Annotated in this window: 15 protein-coding genes; 10 read left to right on the forward strand and 5 right to left on the reverse strand. The window is 74.3% G+C overall.

Going from position 1 to position 17534, the window contains the following annotated elements:
- Positions 1-14: 14 nt before the first annotated feature.
- Together FB558_RS32105 and FB558_RS32110 are read left to right on the forward strand one after the other, a co-directional pair.
- Positions 15-1622, forward strand: coding sequence for a long-chain-fatty-acid--CoA ligase (locus tag FB558_RS32105; RefSeq protein ID WP_142060001.1), 1608 nt, complete (start codon positions 15-17; stop codon positions 1620-1622).
- Between the two features lie 51 nt (positions 1623-1673).
- Positions 1674-2843: an MFS transporter gene (locus FB558_RS32110; RefSeq protein WP_142060003.1), complete on the forward strand. Its 1170-nt coding sequence runs from the start codon at positions 1674-1676 to the stop codon at positions 2841-2843.
- 3 nt (positions 2844-2846) lie between these two features.
- On the opposite strand, the gene FB558_RS32115 is transcribed toward FB558_RS32110, so the two are convergent.
- Together FB558_RS32115 and FB558_RS32120 are read right to left on the reverse strand one after the other, a co-directional pair.
- Entirely contained in the window at positions 2847-3410 is a 564-nt protein-coding gene (locus FB558_RS32115; RefSeq protein WP_246106906.1) for a CinA family protein, read from the reverse strand.
- Positions 3407-4291 carry a DUF72 domain-containing protein gene (locus FB558_RS32120; protein WP_142060005.1) on the reverse strand — a complete coding sequence of 295 codons (885 nt, stop codon included), beginning with the start codon at positions 4289-4291 and terminating at the stop codon, positions 3407-3409. Before FB558_RS32120 ends, FB558_RS32115 begins: the two co-directional genes overlap by 4 nt.
- Positions 4292-4327: 36 nt before the next feature.
- Here FB558_RS32120 and FB558_RS32125 point away from each other — a divergent pair, with 36 nt between their 5' ends.
- From FB558_RS32125 to FB558_RS32155, 7 genes are all read left to right on the forward strand, one after another.
- Entirely contained in the window at positions 4328-5008 is a 681-nt protein-coding gene (locus tag FB558_RS32125; RefSeq protein ID WP_246106907.1) for an SDR family NAD(P)-dependent oxidoreductase, read from the forward strand.
- A complete protein-coding gene (locus tag FB558_RS32130) occupies positions 5001-5819 on the forward strand; it encodes a serine hydrolase domain-containing protein (RefSeq protein ID WP_142060007.1) in 819 nt (272 codons plus the stop codon). The genes FB558_RS32125 and FB558_RS32130 overlap by 8 nt, the downstream gene beginning before the upstream one ends.
- A gap of 725 nt (positions 5820-6544) precedes the next feature.
- Positions 6545-6805 (forward strand): hypothetical protein, encoded by a 261-nt coding sequence (locus tag FB558_RS32135; protein ID WP_142060009.1) that lies wholly within the window; start codon positions 6545-6547, stop codon positions 6803-6805.
- Positions 6806-6834: 29 nt separating this feature from the next.
- Positions 6835-11016, forward strand: a complete 4182-nt coding sequence (gene hrpA, locus FB558_RS32140) for an ATP-dependent RNA helicase HrpA (protein ID WP_142060011.1) — start codon at positions 6835-6837, stop codon at positions 11014-11016.
- 33 nt (positions 11017-11049) lie between these two features.
- The gene (locus FB558_RS32145; RefSeq protein WP_246106908.1) at positions 11050-12063 is read left to right on the forward strand and encodes a phosphotransferase; all 1014 of its coding nucleotides are present in this window, start codon (positions 11050-11052) and stop codon (positions 12061-12063) included.
- A gap of 45 nt (positions 12064-12108) precedes the next feature.
- Positions 12109-13437, forward strand: coding sequence for a M20 family metallopeptidase (locus tag FB558_RS32150; RefSeq protein ID WP_142060013.1), 1329 nt, complete (start codon positions 12109-12111; stop codon positions 13435-13437).
- A gap of 22 nt (positions 13438-13459) precedes the next feature.
- Positions 13460-15070, forward strand: coding sequence for an AbgT family transporter (locus FB558_RS32155; protein ID WP_246106909.1), 1611 nt, complete (start codon positions 13460-13462; stop codon positions 15068-15070).
- A 29-nt stretch (positions 15071-15099) separates the two neighbouring features.
- Here the strand turns inward: FB558_RS32155 and FB558_RS32160 are convergent, their stop codons facing one another.
- A complete protein-coding gene (locus FB558_RS32160; RefSeq protein ID WP_142060017.1) occupies positions 15100-15657 on the reverse strand; it encodes a hypothetical protein in 558 nt (185 codons plus the stop codon).
- A 181-nt stretch (positions 15658-15838) separates the two neighbouring features.
- Between FB558_RS32160 and FB558_RS32165 the strand changes: the two genes are divergently transcribed.
- Positions 15839-16462 (forward strand): TetR/AcrR family transcriptional regulator, encoded by a 624-nt coding sequence (locus FB558_RS32165; RefSeq protein ID WP_211367002.1) that lies wholly within the window; start codon positions 15839-15841, stop codon positions 16460-16462.
- 30 nt (positions 16463-16492) lie between these two features.
- On the opposite strand, the gene FB558_RS32170 is transcribed toward FB558_RS32165, so the two are convergent.
- A complete protein-coding gene (locus FB558_RS32170) occupies positions 16493-16831 on the reverse strand; it encodes a DMT family transporter (RefSeq protein ID WP_142060021.1) in 339 nt (112 codons plus the stop codon).
- A gap of 32 nt (positions 16832-16863) precedes the next feature.
- Positions 16864-17526, reverse strand: a complete 663-nt coding sequence (locus FB558_RS32175) for an FMN-dependent NADH-azoreductase (protein ID WP_211367003.1) — start codon at positions 17524-17526, stop codon at positions 16864-16866.
- Positions 17527-17534: the final 8 nt, after the last annotated feature.

Here is a 17534-nt window from a genome sequence, read left to right on the forward strand (position 1 = left end):
CCGAGGAGGACCACATGACCGCCGTCTGGGACACCCCGCTCACCCCGCTGACGTTCCTCGGCCGCTCCGCCGACGTGTTCGGCGACCGCACCGCGATCGTGTACGGCGACCGCCGCGTCAGCTACACCGAGCTCGCCGCCGAGACCACGCGGGTGGCGCACGCCCTGCGCGGCTCGGGCGTCGGGCCCGGCGACCGCGTGGCGTACCTGCTGCCCAACGTGCCCGAGATGCTGGTGGCGCACTTCGCCGTGCCGCTCGCGGGCGCGGTGCTCGTGGCGATCAACACCCGCCTCGCCACGGAGGAGGTCCGCTACATCCTCGACCACTCGGGGGCGAAGCTGCTGGTCGTCGACGCGGCGCTGTACCCGACCGTGGCGCCGCTGGCCGGCGAGCTGAAGACCGTCGAGGAGATCGTCACGGTCGTCGACCCGGCGCAGCCCGGCGACGGCACCGGGAGCGGGGTGACCTACGCCGACCTGCTCGCCCGCGGCAGCGACGAGCCGCTGGCCTGGGAGGTCGCCGACGAGACGAGCTGCATCTCGCTCAACTACACCTCCGGCACCACCGGCAGGCCCAAGGGCGTGCAGTACTCCCACCGCGGGGCGTACCTGAACTCGTTCGGCGAGATCGTGCACTCGGGGCACACCTTCGACAGCGTCTACCTCTGGACGCTGCCGATGTTCCACTGCAACGGCTGGTGCACGCCGTGGGCGATCACCGCGGTCGGCGGCACCCACGTCTGCCTGCGGGAGGTGCGCGGCGACGTCGTCTGGGGGCTGATCCGCGAGCACGGGGTCACGCACCTGAACGGCGCGCCGACGGTCGTCACGACGATCCTGCGGGCGCCCGAGGCGGCGCAGCTGGAGCAGCCGATCACGATCACCACGGCCGGCGCCCCGCCCAGCCCGACCACCATCGGGCACGCGGAGCGGATGGGCTTCCGGATCGTGCACGTCTACGGGCTCACCGAGACCTACGGCCCGTACTCGGTGAACCAGTACCAGCGCGACTGGGACGCCCTCACGCCCGACGAGCGCGCCGCGCGGCAGGCCCGCCAGGGCGTCGGGATGGTGTGCGCCGACCGCGTGCGCGTGGTGGACGAGCGGATGAACGACGTGCCGGCCGACGGCGTCACGATGGGCGAGGTCGTGATGCGCGGCAACAACGTCATGCTCGGCTACTTCGACGACCCGGCCGCCACCGAGAAGGCCTTCGCCGGTGGCTGGTTCCACTCCGGGGACCTGGGCGTGCTGCACCCGGACGGTTACATCGAGCTGCGCGACCGCGCGAAGGACGTGATCGTCTCCGGCGGGGAGAACATCTCGACGATCGAGGTGGAGCAGGCGGTCGTGTCCCACCCGGCCGTGCTCGAGGCGGCCGTCATCGGCGTCCCCGACGAGCAGTGGGGCGAGCGGCCCAAGGCGTTCGTCGTCCTCGCCGAGGGGCAGAGCGCGACCCCGGACGAGCTGATCGAGCACGTGCGGACCCGCATCGCCCGCTACAAGGCACCCAAGACCGTCGAGCTGGTGGCGCAGCTGCCGAAGACCTCCACCGGCAAGGTGCAGAAGTTCGAGCTGCGCGAGAAGGAGTGGTCGGGCGAGGCATCCCGCATCCGCGGCTGAGGCGTCCGGACTCACACCGGCGGGTGCGCCACGGCGCTTAGCATTGCTCACATGGCAGGCGCGCGACGGGTGGCGATCGGCGCCGTGTCCGTCACGACCGCCTCCGTGCTGCCGGTGTTCCTGACCGGCGCCCTCACCGTGCAGATCTCCGCCGAGCTGGGCTTCGACCCGGCGGGCCTCGGCCTCGTCGTCGCCTTCTACTTCGGGATCAGCGCGCTGGCGTCACTGCCGTGCGGGTGGCTCGTCGAACGGTTCGGTGCGTCGGCGACCAGCCGCATCGCCGTGGTCGGGGTCGCCGTGGCACTCGGCGCGATCGCCGCGTTCGCCACCTCGTACGCGGCGCTGGTCACCCTGCTGCTGTGCTGCGCCTGGTGCAACGTGCTCGGCCAGCTCGCCTCCAACCTGACGCTCGCGCAGCACGTGCCGGCCACACGGCTGGGCCTGTCCTTCGGGCTCAAGCAGGCGGCGATCCCGATCGCGACCCTGCTCTCCGGCGTGGCGGTGCCCGGGATCGCGCTCACGGTCGGCTGGCGCTGGGCCTACGTCATCGCCGCCTGCCTGGCCCTCGCCGCGCTGCCGCTCACCCCGCGGGGCGGGAGCACCCGCGTGCGCAGCACCGCGACGCCCGGCGAGCGGGCCACGGGCGCGCTCAGCGTGATCGGGATCGCCGCCGGCCTCGGCGCGGCGGCGGCCAACGCCCTCGGGATCTTCCTCGTGGCAGCGGCGGTGGACCGCGGCATCAGCCCCGGGCTCGCCGGCCTCACCCTGACGATGGGCAGCGTCGTGGGGCTGACCCTGCGGCTGCTCAACGGCTGGCTGGCCGACCGGCGCGCGGGCGGGCACATCGCCGTGGTCGCGGGCAGCCTCGTCCTCGGCGCGATCGGGCTGGCGCTGCTGGCGGTGCCCGGCACCCCCGCGCTCGTGATCGGCACCGTCCTCGGGTTCGGCCTCGGCTGGTCATGGCCCGGCCTGCTGCAGTTCGCCGTGGTGCGACTGCACCCGTCGGCCCCCGCGGCGGCCACGTCGATCGTGCAGACCGGCGTGTACGGCGGCGGTTTCGTCGGCCCGATCGCGTTCGGGTTCATCGCCGCGCACGGGTCGTTCCCGGTGGCGTGGCTGGTCGGCGCGGTGACGATGCTGGCCGCGGGTGTCCTGATGGTGCTGGGCAGGCGGATGCTCCTCGCCCACCGCGCCGCGGCCGCGCAGCTCGCCGCGTCCTGATCCTCAGTCCCGGTCCTCCAGGCGCTGCACCAGCAGCGCGAGCGTCTCCCCGGCCGCCGCCACCAGTACCTCCTGCGGGTCCCCGCGCAGGTCGAACCGCCGCACGTGCGGGCGCACCCCGTCGTCCACGGCGACGAAGACGGTGCCGGGGTCCTGGCCGTCCTGGGGATCGGGCCCGCCGGCCCCGGTGACGCCGACGGCCACGTCCGCCCCGAGCAGCCGCCGCACCCCGCGCGCCATCGCCTCGGCCGCCTCCGCGCACACGACGGGCCCGTCGGGCACGTCGAGCACCTCGTGCTTCACGTCGCTGGAGTAGGCCACGAGCGAGCCGCGGAACCACTCGCCCGCCGCCTCCGCCGCCGCCAGTGCGACCGCGATGTTGCCGCCGGTCAGCGACTCGGCGGCCGCCACGGTCAGCCCGTGGCGCCGGGCGAGCTCGGACACCCGGGCGGCGTGCTCCTCGTGGCGCTCGTCGGCCGGCCGCGCGCGCTCCTGGTCGATGGTCGGCTCGTCGGTGGTCCGCTCTGGCTGCACCACGCCCTCGTACCCGATCGGCCGGGGCGTCACGCGGACAGCCGCTCCGCGAGCGCGATCGCGTCGAACGGCGCGTGCACCTTCGCGTCGTTGTCGAAGTAGACGAACACATCACGCCCGGACGGGGCCCGGGGCGCCGCGGGCGCCACCGTGAGCTCGCCGGTCGGCGCCTCCCCCGCCCGCCATGCCCGCACCTTCGCCGCCCAGACGTCCAGCGCCTCGGCCGTGTAGCCGCTGGTGTAGAGCTCGGTGTCGCCGTGCAGCCGGACGTAGACGAAGTCGGAGGTGACGTCCTCGAGGTGCGGCCACGTGCCCGCGGTGTCCGCCACGACGAGCGCCACGTCGTGCGCCCGCAGCAGCTCCACGAGCTCCGGCCGGCAGAACGACGGGTGCCGCACCTCCAGCGCATGGCGCAGGGGCCGGTCCGCGTCGGTCTCCAGGTGCGCGCGCCCGTCGAGGCGCTCGTCGTGCCCCGCCGCGAGCGCCGCCGCGGCGGCGGTGCTGCGGGGCAGCATGCGCAGGAAGGCGTCGAGCCGCTCCGGGTCGAAGCGCATGCGCGGCGGGAGCTGCCACAGCACCGGCCCGAGCGCGGGCCCCAGCGCCAGCACGCCGGAGGCGAAGAAGTTGGCCAACGGTGTCGCGACGTCGCGCAGCTGCTTGAGGTGGGTGATGAACCGCCCGCCCTTGACGGCGAACACGAACCCCTCGGGTGCCTGCTCCACCCACGCCCGGTAGCTCTCCGGCCGCTGCAACGAGTAGAACGAGCCGTTGATCTCGATGCTGGTCACCCGCCGCGACAGGTGCTCGAGCTCGCGGCGCTGGGCGAGCCCTGCGGGGTAGAACGTGCCGCGCCACGGCGGGTAGCGCCACCCCGACGTCCCGACGAACGCCCGCGCCACCCGGACCCCGGTCACTGCGCGAGCATCTCACCCACGGGGCAGGATGGCCTCGTGGACGCAGTGATCGTGACGGGTGCCGCGGGCGCCCTCGGGCAGGCGGTGGTCGCGGAGTTCCGCGCCGCAGGCCGGCCGGTGGTGGCGCTGGGCAGGCCCGGGGAGCGGCTGGACGCCCTCGCCGCGCAGGACGGGGTGGACGCAGTCCCCGTGGACCTCGCCTCGCGCCACGCCGTGCAGGTGGCGTTCGCCGAGGTCGATGCGCTGGCGGTGACGCCGGACGCGCTGGTGGAGCTGGCCGGCGGGTTCACGCCGGGCTCGCTCGCCGAGGTCGACGAGGAGCAGCTCGAGGCCCTGTGGCGCGCCAACTTCAGCTCCACGCTGTGGGCGGCGCAGGCCGCGGCGCCCCTCCTCGCGGCCCGCGGCGGCGGCGCGATCGTCACGGTCGGGGCGCGCACGGCGGTGAGCGGCGCCGCCCCGGTCGCGCACGCCACCAGCAAGGCCGCGGTCCTCCGGCTCACGGCACTGCTGGCCGAGGAGCTGCGCGGCGACCGCATCCGCGTCAACGCCGTGCTGCCCTCCACGATCGACACGCCCGCCAACCGCGGTTGGATGTCCGCGCAGATGGCCGAGCGGGCCGTGGCGCCCGCCGCCATCGCGAAGGTCATCGCGTTCCTCTGCGGCCCCGACGCCGCGCCGGTCAGCGGCGCCGTGATCCCGGTGTACGGCGATGCCTGAGCTGCAGGCCGCCGTCGGTGCGGTGCTCGACTGGCCGGTGGGGCACGCCGCGGCCGCGGTCGTCGGGCCGGAGGGGGTGCGCGCCGGCGCGGGCGAGACCGAGCGCCCGTTCCGGCTGGCCTCGGTGACCAAGCCGCTCGCCGCGTACGCGGTGCTCGTCGCGGTGGAGGAGGGCGCCGTCGAGTGGGACACACCCGCCGGGCCCGAGGGCGCCACCGTCCGCCACCTCGCCGCGCACACCTCGGGCCTGTCGTTCTCCGACGGCGCGGTGCAGGCGGCGCCGGGAACGCGCCGGATCTACTCCAACGTCGGCTTCGAGGTGCTCGGCGAGACGATCGCCGAGGCCGCGGGCATGCCGTTCCCGCGCTACCTGCACGAGGCCGTGCTCGCCCCGCTTGGCATGGCGGCCACGACCCTCGATGGCTCCCCCGCCGCCGACGGCGTCTCGACCGTCGCCGACCTCGCCCGGTTCGCCGGCGAGCTGCAGAGCCCCACGCTCGTGCACCCCGAGACGCTCACCGAGGCCACCACCGTCGCGTTCCCCGGCCTCGACGGGATCCTGCCCGGCTACGGGCGGCAGCGCCCGAACGACTGGGGCCTGGGCTTCGAGATCCGCGACGGCAAGAGCCCGCACTGGACGGGCGAGGGCAGCTCGCCGCGCACCTTCGGCCACTTCGGCCAGTCCGGCACGTTCCTCTGGGTCGACCCGGACGCGGGCGCGGCGTGCGTGGTGCTCACCGACCGCGACTTCGGCCCGTGGGCGGTGGAGGCCTGGCCCGCCTACACGGACGGCGTGCTCGCGGCGCTCTGAGCCGTCCGCGTCTACGAACACCGCTGTCGGACGACATGCCGGTGCACGCGGCCCGGCGCCGGCCGGCGCGCGGAGGCCGGCGGCGCGATTTCCTTGATCACCCTGTGCGGTTGCAGAGCCGCATCCGTGCGGGCGTGCGACCACGGACGGGGATCACGCCGCTGCCGGTGGCGACTCCGGCGCGTCACGGATCCGTCCGGATCCCGTTCACCCACTCGGGAATCATCCGCGGGGCTCGCCCGTTGTACCGGCTGTCCGGGCCGGGCGACCTGTGTCCCCGGGTCTCACAAATGAAGTGCCTTCACGGAATACCGTCCGGCTGGAGCCGTGTCGTGCCACGCGCCGCGAGGCGACCAGCGCTCGGTCCGGACACCACCCGCAGCGGGAACAGATCCCGGTGCGGGGCTGTTGGAGGAAGCGTCCGCGCCGGGCGATCCGTGTCCCCGGGTCCCACCCTTTCGCCGCCCCACGGGGCGTGCCGCGCGCCGAGAGGCGACCGGCGCCCGGTGCGGACGCTCCTCCACAGGTTCGCCACCACCGACCCGCCACCACGGACCTGCCGCGTCCGGCGATCCCGCTGCCGTCGACGCGGTTGCCGGGCGGCGCTGCCCCCGACAGCGCCGCCCTCCTCCACCTCGGGTCAGTGTCGCTGAGCTGGGAATTCTCGATCGGCGACGGTCGTTGTACCCGGAGAGCGGCAACCACGAGCGAGGACGGCGAACACCATGAAGGGCGACCGCGTAGAGATCGTCATCGATGCAGGCAGCGGCACCACGCGCACGTACGAGATCGCGGCCACGCGCGCCGGCCGCAAGGTCGGCATCACCCAGTCGAGGGGCGTCGTCGAGGTGAGCGAGACCACGCGCGGCGGCAGCACCGTCCGCACGGCCCGCTTCCTGTCCAACCGGGTGCTGGCGCTGGTCGAGCACCCGGCGAGCGACAATCCGGTCGCGGACGAGATCCTCCCCGCCCTACGCTCCGTCTGACACCCGACCCCAGGCAGACTCTTCCCCCGATGTCCTCTCCCGCGGCCCGAGCCGCTGACGCGCGCCCCGCGCAGGCCGACCCGTCCCCGCCCGCCGTCCCCTCCCGCGACGGCGACCCGGGCAGCGAGGTGGCCCGTGGTGGCGACCGGCCGGGCCGCGGGAGCGCCGATGACGGGCGGCCGGGGCGCCGCAGGCCCCGTCGCCGTGGCGGCCGCCGCCGGGACGCGGCCGAGGAGCCGCCCGTACCCCCCGACGCCCCACCGGTCTCCGATGCCGAGCTCGACGCGCTCGCCGAGCGCATCCCCGCCCTGTCCCTGCTGGACGCGCACCGCCTCGGCCGCCGCCTCGACACCGCGCGCCGCACCCGCGACGGGCAGGCCCGCGCCCGGGCGGCCGCGGGGATAGCGGCGGCCGTCGACACCGCAGAACAGCGCATGGCCGCGCGCCGCGCCGCCGTGCCCGCGGTCCGCTACCCGGAGGCGCTGCCGGTCAGCGCCCGCCGCGACGACATCGCCGCGGCCATCCGCGACCACCAGGTCGTGATCGTCGCCGGTGAGACGGGTTCGGGGAAGACCACGCAGATCCCGAAGATCTGCCTCGAGCTCGGCCGCGGCGTCACCGGCCTGATCGGCCACACGCAGCCGCGGCGGCTGGCCGCGCGCACCGTGGCGGGGCGCATCGCCGAGGAGCTGGGCACCGAGCTGGGCGGGACGGTCGGCTGGAAGGTGCGGTTCACCGACCACGTCGGCGAGAACACGCTGGTCAAGCTGATGACCGACGGCATCCTGCTCGCCGAGCTGTCCGGTGACAAGATGCTGCGCCAGTACGACACGTTGATCATCGACGAGGCCCACGAGCGCAGCCTCAACATCGACTTCATCCTCGGCTACCTCACGCAGCTGCTCCCGCGCCGGCCGGACCTCAAGGTGATCATCACCTCGGCCACCATCGACGTCGACCGCTTCGCGAAGCACTTCGACGCGCCCGTCGTCGAGGTGTCCGGCCGCAGCTACCCCGTCGAGGTCCGCTACCGGCCGGTGGTCGACCTCGACGATCCGGACCACGACCCGGACCGCGACCAGCTCGACGCCATCGGCGACGCCGTGGCCGAGCTGCAGCGCGAGGGTGACGGCGACATCCTCGTGTTCCTGCCCGGCGAGCGCGAGATCCGCGACACGGCCGACGCCCTGGTCAAGCGGGGCCTGCACAACACCGAGATCCTGCCGCTGTTCGCGCGGCTGTCCACCGCCGAGCAGCACCGGGTGTTCGCACCGCACCCGGGCCGGCGCGTCGTCCTCGCCACGAACGTCGCCGAGACGTCGCTGACGGTGCCGGGCATCCGCTACGTCGTCGACACCGGCACCGCCCGCATCTCCCGCTACTCGCGGCGGTTGAAGGTGCAGCGGCTGCCGATCGAGAAGATCTCGCAGGCCAGCGCCAACCAGCGCGCCGGGCGCTGCGGCCGCGTGGCCGACGGCATCGCGATCCGTCTCTACAGCGAGGACGACTTCGACGCGCGCCCGGAGTTCACCGACCCGGAGATCCTGCGCACGAACCTCGCGTCGGTCATCCTGCAGATGATCTCCCTCGACCTCGGCGAGCTCACCGAGTTCCCGTTCGTCGAACGGCCCGACGCGCGCGCCGTCGGCGACGGGCTCGCGCTGCTGCAGGAGCTCGGTGCCCTCGAGGGCCGCACGCTCACGGCCGTGGGCCGGGCGCTCGCCGCGCTGCCGGTCGACCCCCGCCTGGGCCGCATGCTCGTGGAGGCCGACCGCAACGGCTGCCTGCGCGAGGTGCTCGTCATCGCCGCCGCGCTGTCCGTGCAGGACCCCCGCGAGCGCCCGCAGGATCAGCGCCAGGCCGCCGACGAGAAGCACGCCCGCTTCGCCGGGGAGTGGACGGTCGGCGACTCGACCCTCGACGCCGGCGGCTCGGACTTCCTGGCGTTGCTCAACCTCTGGCGCTACGTCGCCGACCGGCGCCAGGAGCTGTCCGGCAACAGGTTCCGCCGCCTGCTGCGCGAGGAGTTCCTGCACTACCTGCGCATCCGCGAGTGGCAGGACCTGCACTCCCAGCTGCGCCAGGCCGCCCGCAACGCCGGTCTCACCCCCAACGACGTGGACGCCGACGCCGACCGCATCCACATGGCGGTGCTGTCCGGGCTGCTCTCGCAGGTCGGCCTGCGCGACGACGGCGACGGGGGCAAGGACAAGAAGGGCGATCGCCGCAGCACCGGCCGGGAGTTCCTCGGCGCCCGCGGTGCCCGGTTCATGATCTTCCCCGGCTCGCCGCTGGCCAAGAAGCCACCGCGCTGGGTGATGGCCGCCGACCTGGTGGAGACCTCCCGGCTGTTCGCCCGCACGGTCGCCCGGATCCAGCCCGAGTGGATCGAGCCGCTGGCCGGGCACCTGGTCAAGCGCACCTACTCGGAGCCGCACTGGTCGCGCAAGCGCGCCGCGGCGGTCGCCACCGAGCGCGTCACGCTGCACGGGATCCCGATCGTCGTCGGCCGCACGGTCGACTACGGCCGCATCGACCCCGAGACCTCGCGCGAGCTGTTCATCCGGCACGCGCTCGTCGAGGGCGACTGGGACACCCGGCACCGCTTCTTCCACGCCAACCGGGAGCTGCTCGAGGACGTCGAGGGGCTGGAGCACCGGGCCCGGCGTCGCGACCTCGTGGTGGACGAGGACACCCTCGTCGCGTTCTACGAGGAGCGGATCCCGGCCCACGTCGTCTCCGGGCGGCACTTCGACTCGTGGTGGAAGAAGGAGTCGCGCCGGCACCCGGAGCTGCTCGACTTCACCGAGGAGATGCTGCGCACCGCGCAGGCCGCGGGGGTCGACCGCGGCGCCTACCCCGACCACGTCGAGGCGGGCGGGCTGACGCTGCCGCTGTCGTACGCGTTCGAGCCCGGCGCGCGCAGCGACGGCGTCACGGTGGACGTGCCGGTGGCCGCGCTGCACCAGGTCGACCCGACCCCGTTCACGTGGCAGGTGCCCGGGCTGCGCGAGGAGCTGGTCACCGCCCTGATCCGCACCCTCCCCAAGCAGCTGCGCCGCCTCTACTCCCCCGCGCCCGACCACGCCCGCGCCGTGCTGGCCCGGCTGCGGGCCGGGCAGGAGCCGCTGCTCGACGGCCTGGAGCGCGAGCTGGGTCGGATGCGCGGCATCGACATCCCGCGGGAGGCGTGGGAGCTCGACCGGCTGCCCGAGCACCTCACCGTGACGTTCCGGGTGGTGGACGAGCGGGGCCGCGAGGTCGCGGCGGGCACCGACCTGGAGGCGCTGCGCCGGAAGCTCGCGCCGAAGGTGCGCGAGGAGCTGGCGGCCGCGGGTGTCGACATCGAGCGCACCGGGGTCACCGACTGGGATCTCGGCACGCTGCCGCGCGAGCACCCGATCCGGCGCGGCACCCACACGGTCACCGGCTACCCCGGCCTCGTCGACCGGGGCACGAACGTGGACGTGCGGGTCTTCCCCACCGCGGCCGAGCGCGACCCGGCCCACCACTGCGGCGTCCGGCGGCTCCTGCTGCTGGCCACGCCGTCACCGGTGCGGCAGGTGCAGCGCGACCTCGACAACGCCGCCAAGCTCGCACTGTCGCGCAACCCGCACGGGTCGGTGGCCGCGCTGCTCGACGACTGCGTCACCGCCGCGGCGGACCACCTGATCAGCGCCGCGGGTGGGCCGGCGTGGGACGAGCGCTCCTACGCGCGGCTGCGCAAGCTCTTCGCCGACCGGCTGGCCGCCACCACGCTGCAGGTGCTGCAGGCCGTGCGCGGCGTGCTCACGGCCTGGCACCGGGTGCAGGCGCAGCTGTCCGACCTGCGTGCGCCCGTGCTCGCCGCCGGCGTCGCGGACATCACGGCCCAGGTCGACGCGCTCGTCGGCCCCGGTTTCGCGACGGCGGCGGGCGCCCCCCGCCTCGCCGACGTCGCCCGCTACCTGCAGGCCGTGGAGCGGCGGATCGAGAAGCTGCGCGCCGACCCGGCCCGCGACGCCGAGTGGACCGCACAGGTCGGCGTGGTCGCCGACGAGTACGCCGCCGAGGTGGCCGCGCTGCCGCCGGGCGTCGTGCCGGGCCCGGCGCTGCGGGAGATCCGCTGGATGATCGAGGAGCTGCGGGTGGGCCTGTACGCCCACCCGATGCGCACCCGGTACCCGGTGTCGATCAAGAGGATCCAGCGGGCCATCGACGAGCTGCACTGAACGAGCTGCCCGCGAGCCCGGAAGGACGAACCCGTGGAGAACCGCCCCGACGCCTTCACCGATGCAGGTGTTGCCGCCGGCCTGTCCGCGCACTACGCGATCGAGGCCCGCGACATGCGCTACCTGCCGGTGGGTTTCGGTGACTACCACTGGGCGGTGACCGGTGCCGACGGGCGAGCCTGGTTCGTCAAGCTGTCCGACCTGACGCACAAGCCGCAGTGCGGGCCGGACCCGGACAGCGCGCTCGCCGGCTTCCGCGACGCGACGGCCACGGCCTCGTCGCTGCGCGACGACGCCGACCTGGAGTTCGTCCTGGCCGCGCACCGCGCGCGGGACGGGGAGGCGGTCGCGCGGCTCGACCAGCGCTGGGCGCTGAGCGTGTTCCCCCACGTCGAGGCCGAGTCCTTCGACTTCTACACCGAGCTGACGCCCGATCGGCGTGACGAGGTCATCGACCTGCTCGCCCGGCTGCACTCCGTGGTCCCGCCGGCCACCACCCCGGCCCACGACCCCGCCGTGCCCGACCGGGCTGCCATCGAGGCAGCGCTCGCCACGCTCGACGACCCGTGGAGCGGCGGCCCGTTCGCCGAGCCCGCCCGCGCGGCGCTCGCCACCCACTCGCCCACCGTGCGGGCCCGGCTCGAGGACGCCGACCGCCTCGTCGCGCAGGTCCGCGGCAGCGGGCGCCCGCTCGTCGTCACCCACGGCGAGCCGCACCCGGGGAACCTGCTCCGCCGTCCCGGCGGCTACCTCCTGATCGACTGGGACACCGTCGGCCTCGCCGTCCCCGAACGCGACCTCGCCGTGCTCGCCGACACCCCCGCCGCGCTCACCCGGTACACCGACCTGACCGGCGTCGCGCCCGACCCCGCCGCCCTCGCGCTCTACCGGCTGCGCTGGACCCTCGCCGACCTGGTCGAGTTCATCGCCTGGTTCCGGGCACCGCACGCGCACGACGGCGACACCGAGGCCGCGTGGGAAGGGATGACCGACGCTCTGGAACGCCTCGCCGCTGCCGGCGAGCAGCTCGACCCGACAGCGCGGTAGGCGGAGTGGCGACGCCGGGCCCGTCACGGGTTTAGGGTGCCGATCATGCCCGAGCCGGACCCGACGCGACCGTCGCCGCCCGACGACAGCTACCTGCGCGCTCTCGACGCCGCCGTGGAACGGGCCGTCCGGGAGGCCGAGCCGCTCGGCTCCGCGCACGCCGGCGCCCCGGACGACGTCCGGGGAGCGGTGCTCGACGCCGTCCGCGGGCACGGCGACGAGCTCGTCGCGCTCAGCCAGGACCTGCACGCCCACCCCGAGGAGGGCTACGCCGAGCACCGCTCGGTGCAGGCGGTGGCGCGGCTGCTGGAGCGGCACGGGCACAGCGCCCGCGTCGGCGTCGGCGGTCTCGACACGGCGCTGGTCGCCACCCGCGGCGCCGACGGCCCGCACATCGGTGTGCTCGCCGAGTACGACGCGCTGCCCGGGATCGGCCACGCCTGCGGCCACAACATCATCTGTGCCACTGCGGTCGGCGGGTTCCTGGCCGCGGCCGAGGTCCAGGAGCGGGTCGGCGGGCGGCTGTCGCTGATCGGCACGCCCGCCGAGGAGGGCGGCGGCGGCAAGGAGGTGCTGGCACGGGCCGGCGTCTTCGACGACCTCGACGCCGTGATCATGCTGCACCCGTTCACCCACGACGTCGCGATGCACCCGTTCCTCGGCCGCAGGCAGGTCGAGATGGTCTTCCACGGCGTCGCGGCGCACGCGGCGGCGCAGCCGTTCATGGGCCGCAACGCCCTCGACGCGGCGGTGGCCGCCTACCAGGGCGTCGCCGCGCTGCGCCAGCACCTTCCCGGCAGCGACCGGGTGCACGGGATCTTCACCGACGGGGGCGCCCGCCCCAACGTCGTCCCCGAACGGGCTGCCCTGCTCTTCTACCTGCGCTCCGCCGACCCGGAGACGCTGCGCGACCTCGCGGAACGGGTCACCGGGATCGCCCGGGGCGCCGCGGCGATGACCGGCTGCGGGGTGGAGCTGCACTGGGACGCCCTCCCGCCGTACCTGCCGATCCGCTTCAACCACGCCCTCGCGGGGCGCTGGGCGGTGAACCAGGAGCCGGTCGGGCGCAGGCCGTTGCCGCCCGGTGTGGTGCCCGAGTTCCTGACCGGCTCCACCGACCTGGGCAACCTCAGCTTCCGGTTGCCCGCCATCCACCCGATGATCGCCGTGTCGGACCCGGCCGTCGCCCTGCACACGGCGGGGTTCGCCGAGGCCGCCGGCGGCCCCGCCGGGGACCGCGCCGTGCGCGACGGCGCCGTCGGCCTCGCGCTCACCGCCGTCGACTACCTCGCCGACCCCGCGCTGCGCGATGCCGTGCAGGCGGAGTTCACCGCGGCCGGCGGGCCGCTCGACGTGCCGACGTTCTTCGACTGACCCGTCGCCCGAGGAGGCCGCCGTGACCGACGCCAGCCCGTCCGCCCCGCCCGGCCGCCTCGACCGCGCCCTCGACTGGATCGAGCGCACCGGCAACCGGCTGCCCGAGCCGTTCATCCTGTTCGCGTGGCTCACGCTCGTGGTGGCCGTGCTGTCGTCGGCGATGGCCGCGTTCGGCGTGACCGTCACGATCCCCGGCGAGGCCGAGAGCACGCCGGTCCGCGGCGCGTTCACGGGCGCGGGCCTGGAGTTCTTCTTCACCGGCCTGGCGGAGAACTTCATCGGGTTCCCGCCATTGCGCACCGTCGTGACGATCATGCTCGCGGTGGGCCTCGCCGAGCGCACGGGCATGCTCGCGGCCCTGATCCGCCTCGCGTTCTCCCGCGCCCCGCGCTGGCTGCTGCCCTACGCGCTCGGGTTCATCGGGGTGAGCGGCAGCGTCATGGCCGACTCGGCGTTCATCATCATCCCCCCGCTCGCCGCGATCGTGTTCCGCGCCGCCGGGCGGCACCCCGTCGCGGGCCTGATCGGCGGGTTCGCCGCCGCGGGTGCGGGCTACTCCACATCGCTGCTGGTCACGAGCCTCGACGCGCTGTTCGCCGGGATCACCAACAGCGTGGCCGCGACGCTGCCCATGGCCGCCACGACCGTCACGCCGATCTCGAACTACTTCTTCAACATCGCCTCGGCGATCGTGCTGAGCCTGCTGGCCGGCGTGATCATCGACCGCGTGGTGGAGCCGGGCCTCGTGCGCTCGCAGTTCCCCGACACCGAGGTCGACGCCGACGACGGGAAGGCCGCCACCGGACCGGCCCGTCAGGAGCAGGGCACCGACCCGATGGCCGAGCCGGTGAGCGCCACCGTCACCCCCGCCGAACGGCGCGGCCTGCGTGCCGCGGGAATCACCCTGCTGCTGCTCACGGTCGCGGTGCTCGTCCTGGTGCTCGTGCCGGGCTCCCCGCTGCGCAACGACACCGGCGGCTACCTCCCCGAGTCCCCGCTGCTGGACTCCGTGGTCACCCTCGTGTTCCTCGCCTTCTTCGTGCCGGCGCTGGCCTACGGCATCGGCGCCGGGTCGATCCGGCGGGGCGCCGACGTGCCGATGCTGATGGGCCGGGCCCTGAAGGACCTGTCCGGCTTCATCGTGCTCGCGTTCATCCTCGGGCAGTTCATCGCGCTCTTCGCCTGGACCAACATCGGTGCCTGGCTGGCCGTCTCCGGCGCACAGCTGCTGGAGGCGATCGGGCTCACCGGCTACCCGGCCATCCTCGGGTTCGTGGTGCTCGCGTCGCTGCTCAACCTGTTCATCGTGTCCGGCTCCAGCCTGTGGACGCTGATGGCCAGCGTGTTCGTACCGCTGTTCCTGCTGCTGGGCTACGAACCCGGCTTCGTGCAGGGCGCGTTCCGCGTGGGCGACGCCGCCACCCAGGTCATGACCCCGCTCAACCCGTACATGATCGTGCTGCTCACCTTCGTGCGGCGCTACCAGCCCAGCGCCGGGCTCGGCACCGTGATCGCGAAGATGGTGCCGTTCGTGGTGCCGTTCTGGCTGGCGTGGGTCGCGATCCTCACCGTGTTCTACGCGTTCGACATCCCGCTCGGCCCGGGCGTGGACGTCCGCGTCGGCCCCTGACGCCGCGCGAGCCCTCGCACGGGCTCGGGTCAGTTCGCCGTCGCAGCGCGGCCGAGGCGGAGCGCCGAGACGAGGAAGAAGATCCCGCCGAGCACGGCGTAGCCCGCCAGGCTGCCCAGCGACGGCGCGTCCCCGGACGCCTGCGTGAAGAACGACGCTCCGGCGAGGACCGAGATCGCCCCACTTGCGATCATCGCCCACTGCCCGCCCAGCTTGCGCCGCGTGACGCCGACGACCAGCTGGACGAGCCCGGCCACGACGGCCCAGATCCCCCACACGCGCAGGACGGCCGGGATGCCGGACGTGACGGCGACGACCAACCCGATCGCGGCCAGCGAACTGATCACGATGTTCACGTACAGGCCCGGCGCGGACCTGCTCGCCCGCGACGAACGGGCGTCGACGATCGCGGCGGCCACGTCGAACAGCGGGTACAGCACGAGCAGCGCCGCGCTCACGAGCCCGATGCTCGACGCGGTCGCGAACAGCAACCCGGCCCAGACGAGTGCGAACGCGAAGCGGACGACGTACAGCCGTCGGAGAGCCGACGCGATTCCGGCCGCGGTCGGAGCAGCAGCGGTGGCCATGGAAGTCCTTCCGAGGTGAGTCAGGCAGACGTACTAGTTCGTCTACATCTGTCACAGTGTCCTCCGGACCGGCTCGCGGCAAGGGGATGTGACCCGGGCCATGCCCGCCGTCATCCGTACAGTGACTGGTACGTCTACCCCACTCGACCAGGGGGACTGCGACGCGAGACGAGGTGGAGCGTTGACCCGGGCAGCCCGACGGGCCCACGAGGCGGCCCCGCCACGGCCGTCGCCGGTGCGGGACCGGATCCTCGCGGCGGCGGACGAGCACTTCTACGCCGAGGGGATCCGCGCCGTCAGCGCGGACCGGCTGATCGCCGCGGCAGGCGTCAGCAAGGTGACCTTCTACCGGCACTTCCCCTCGAAGGACGACCTGGTGCTGGCCTACCTCGACGGCCGCTCCGCGCTCGAGCGCCACGCGCTGGAACAGCTGCGCAGCCAGGCCGGCGACGCCTGCGGCACCCTCCTGGCCATCGCGGGCGTGATCGGGGACATGAGCTGCTCGCCCGGGTTCCGCGGATGCCCGTTCATCAACGCCGCGGCCGAGTACGCCGACCCCGCCCATCCGGCGAGGAAGGCCGTCGCGGCCCACCGGGCCTGGTTCGCGACCTTCCTGCAGGAGCTCCTCCGGGAGATGGCGATCCCCGACGGCGCGGCGGTGGCCGACCAACTGGTCATCCTGCGGGACGGTGCGATGGTCCGCGGCTACCTCGACGCCGACCCGACCGTGCGCACGGACGCGATCACCCGAGCCGGGCGCGCCGTGCTCGACGGCGCGCGCGCCGCAGGCCGCGGCAGCTCCTGATCGTTCCGGACGGGCTCGCCCGCCCGAACGCTACGGCGCCCCCGCGGGTGCCGACCCCGCGTGCGCCAGCAGCACTCCGGTCGTGATCAGCACGAGCGCGCCGAGCCGTACCGGCGTGACCGGGTCGTGGTGCACCGCCAGCCCGAGCAGTACCGCACCCGCGGCCCCCATCCCGGTGAACACCACGTACGCCGTGCTCACCGGGACGCCGTCGAGCGTGGCCCGCGCCAGCAGCCAGATGATCGCGACGCACAGCGCGATGCACAGCACGCTCGGCCAGAACCGGGTGAGCCCCTTCGTGGGCGGGATGCTCTGCGCCCACGCGATCTCCACGACGCCGGCCGCGAGCAACCACATCCATCCGCTCATGCGCGTCGTCCCCGCCTCCGCCGCCTGGCCGCTCACACCGCCGCCGGCGAGCACGCCGCGACCAGCCGGTCGACGGCGGCCTCGGCATCCACCACCGACGCCTCGTGCTCGGCACGGCGCCCGGCGAGCACCGGGTCGACGAGCGCGTTGGTCAGCTCGGGGGTCACGAGCTCGACGTCGGTGACGCCGAAGTGGCCGTCGAGGAAGTCGCGCAGGAACTCGGCCGCGTGCTCGACGGCCGCGCGCGGCGTGCCCGGGAGGTAGGTGCCACCGCGGGCGCAGACGACGACGAACCGGGTGCCCGCGAGCGACATGCGCGGGAACGTGACCTGGTCGATCCACGCCTTGAGCGCGGCGGGGACCGTGAAGTTGTACATGGGCGTCGCCACGAGCACGACGTCCGCGGCGAGCAGCTCGTCGAGCAGCGGGGCGACCACGGCCCAGGCCGCGCGCTGCGCCGGGGTCTGGACGACCTCCGGGTAGCGCCGCGGATCGGTGATCCGCCGCCGCATCAGCTCGTCGCACAGCTCGGTCCACGCCTCGTCGACGAACGGGACGGGGTCGGCCGCGAGGTCGCGGTGGACGTAGGGCGCGCCGGGGTGCGCAGCGCGCCAGCCGTCGGCGAAGCGGGCGCCGAGCCGGCGGGAGAACGAGGTGGAACGGGCGCTCGCGTCGAGGTGGAGCAGGCCGGGCACGACAGCCT

This window comes from Pseudonocardia kunmingensis, from assembly GCF_006716445.1.
Lineage (GTDB): Bacteria > Actinomycetota > Actinomycetes > Mycobacteriales > Pseudonocardiaceae > Pseudonocardia > Pseudonocardia kunmingensis.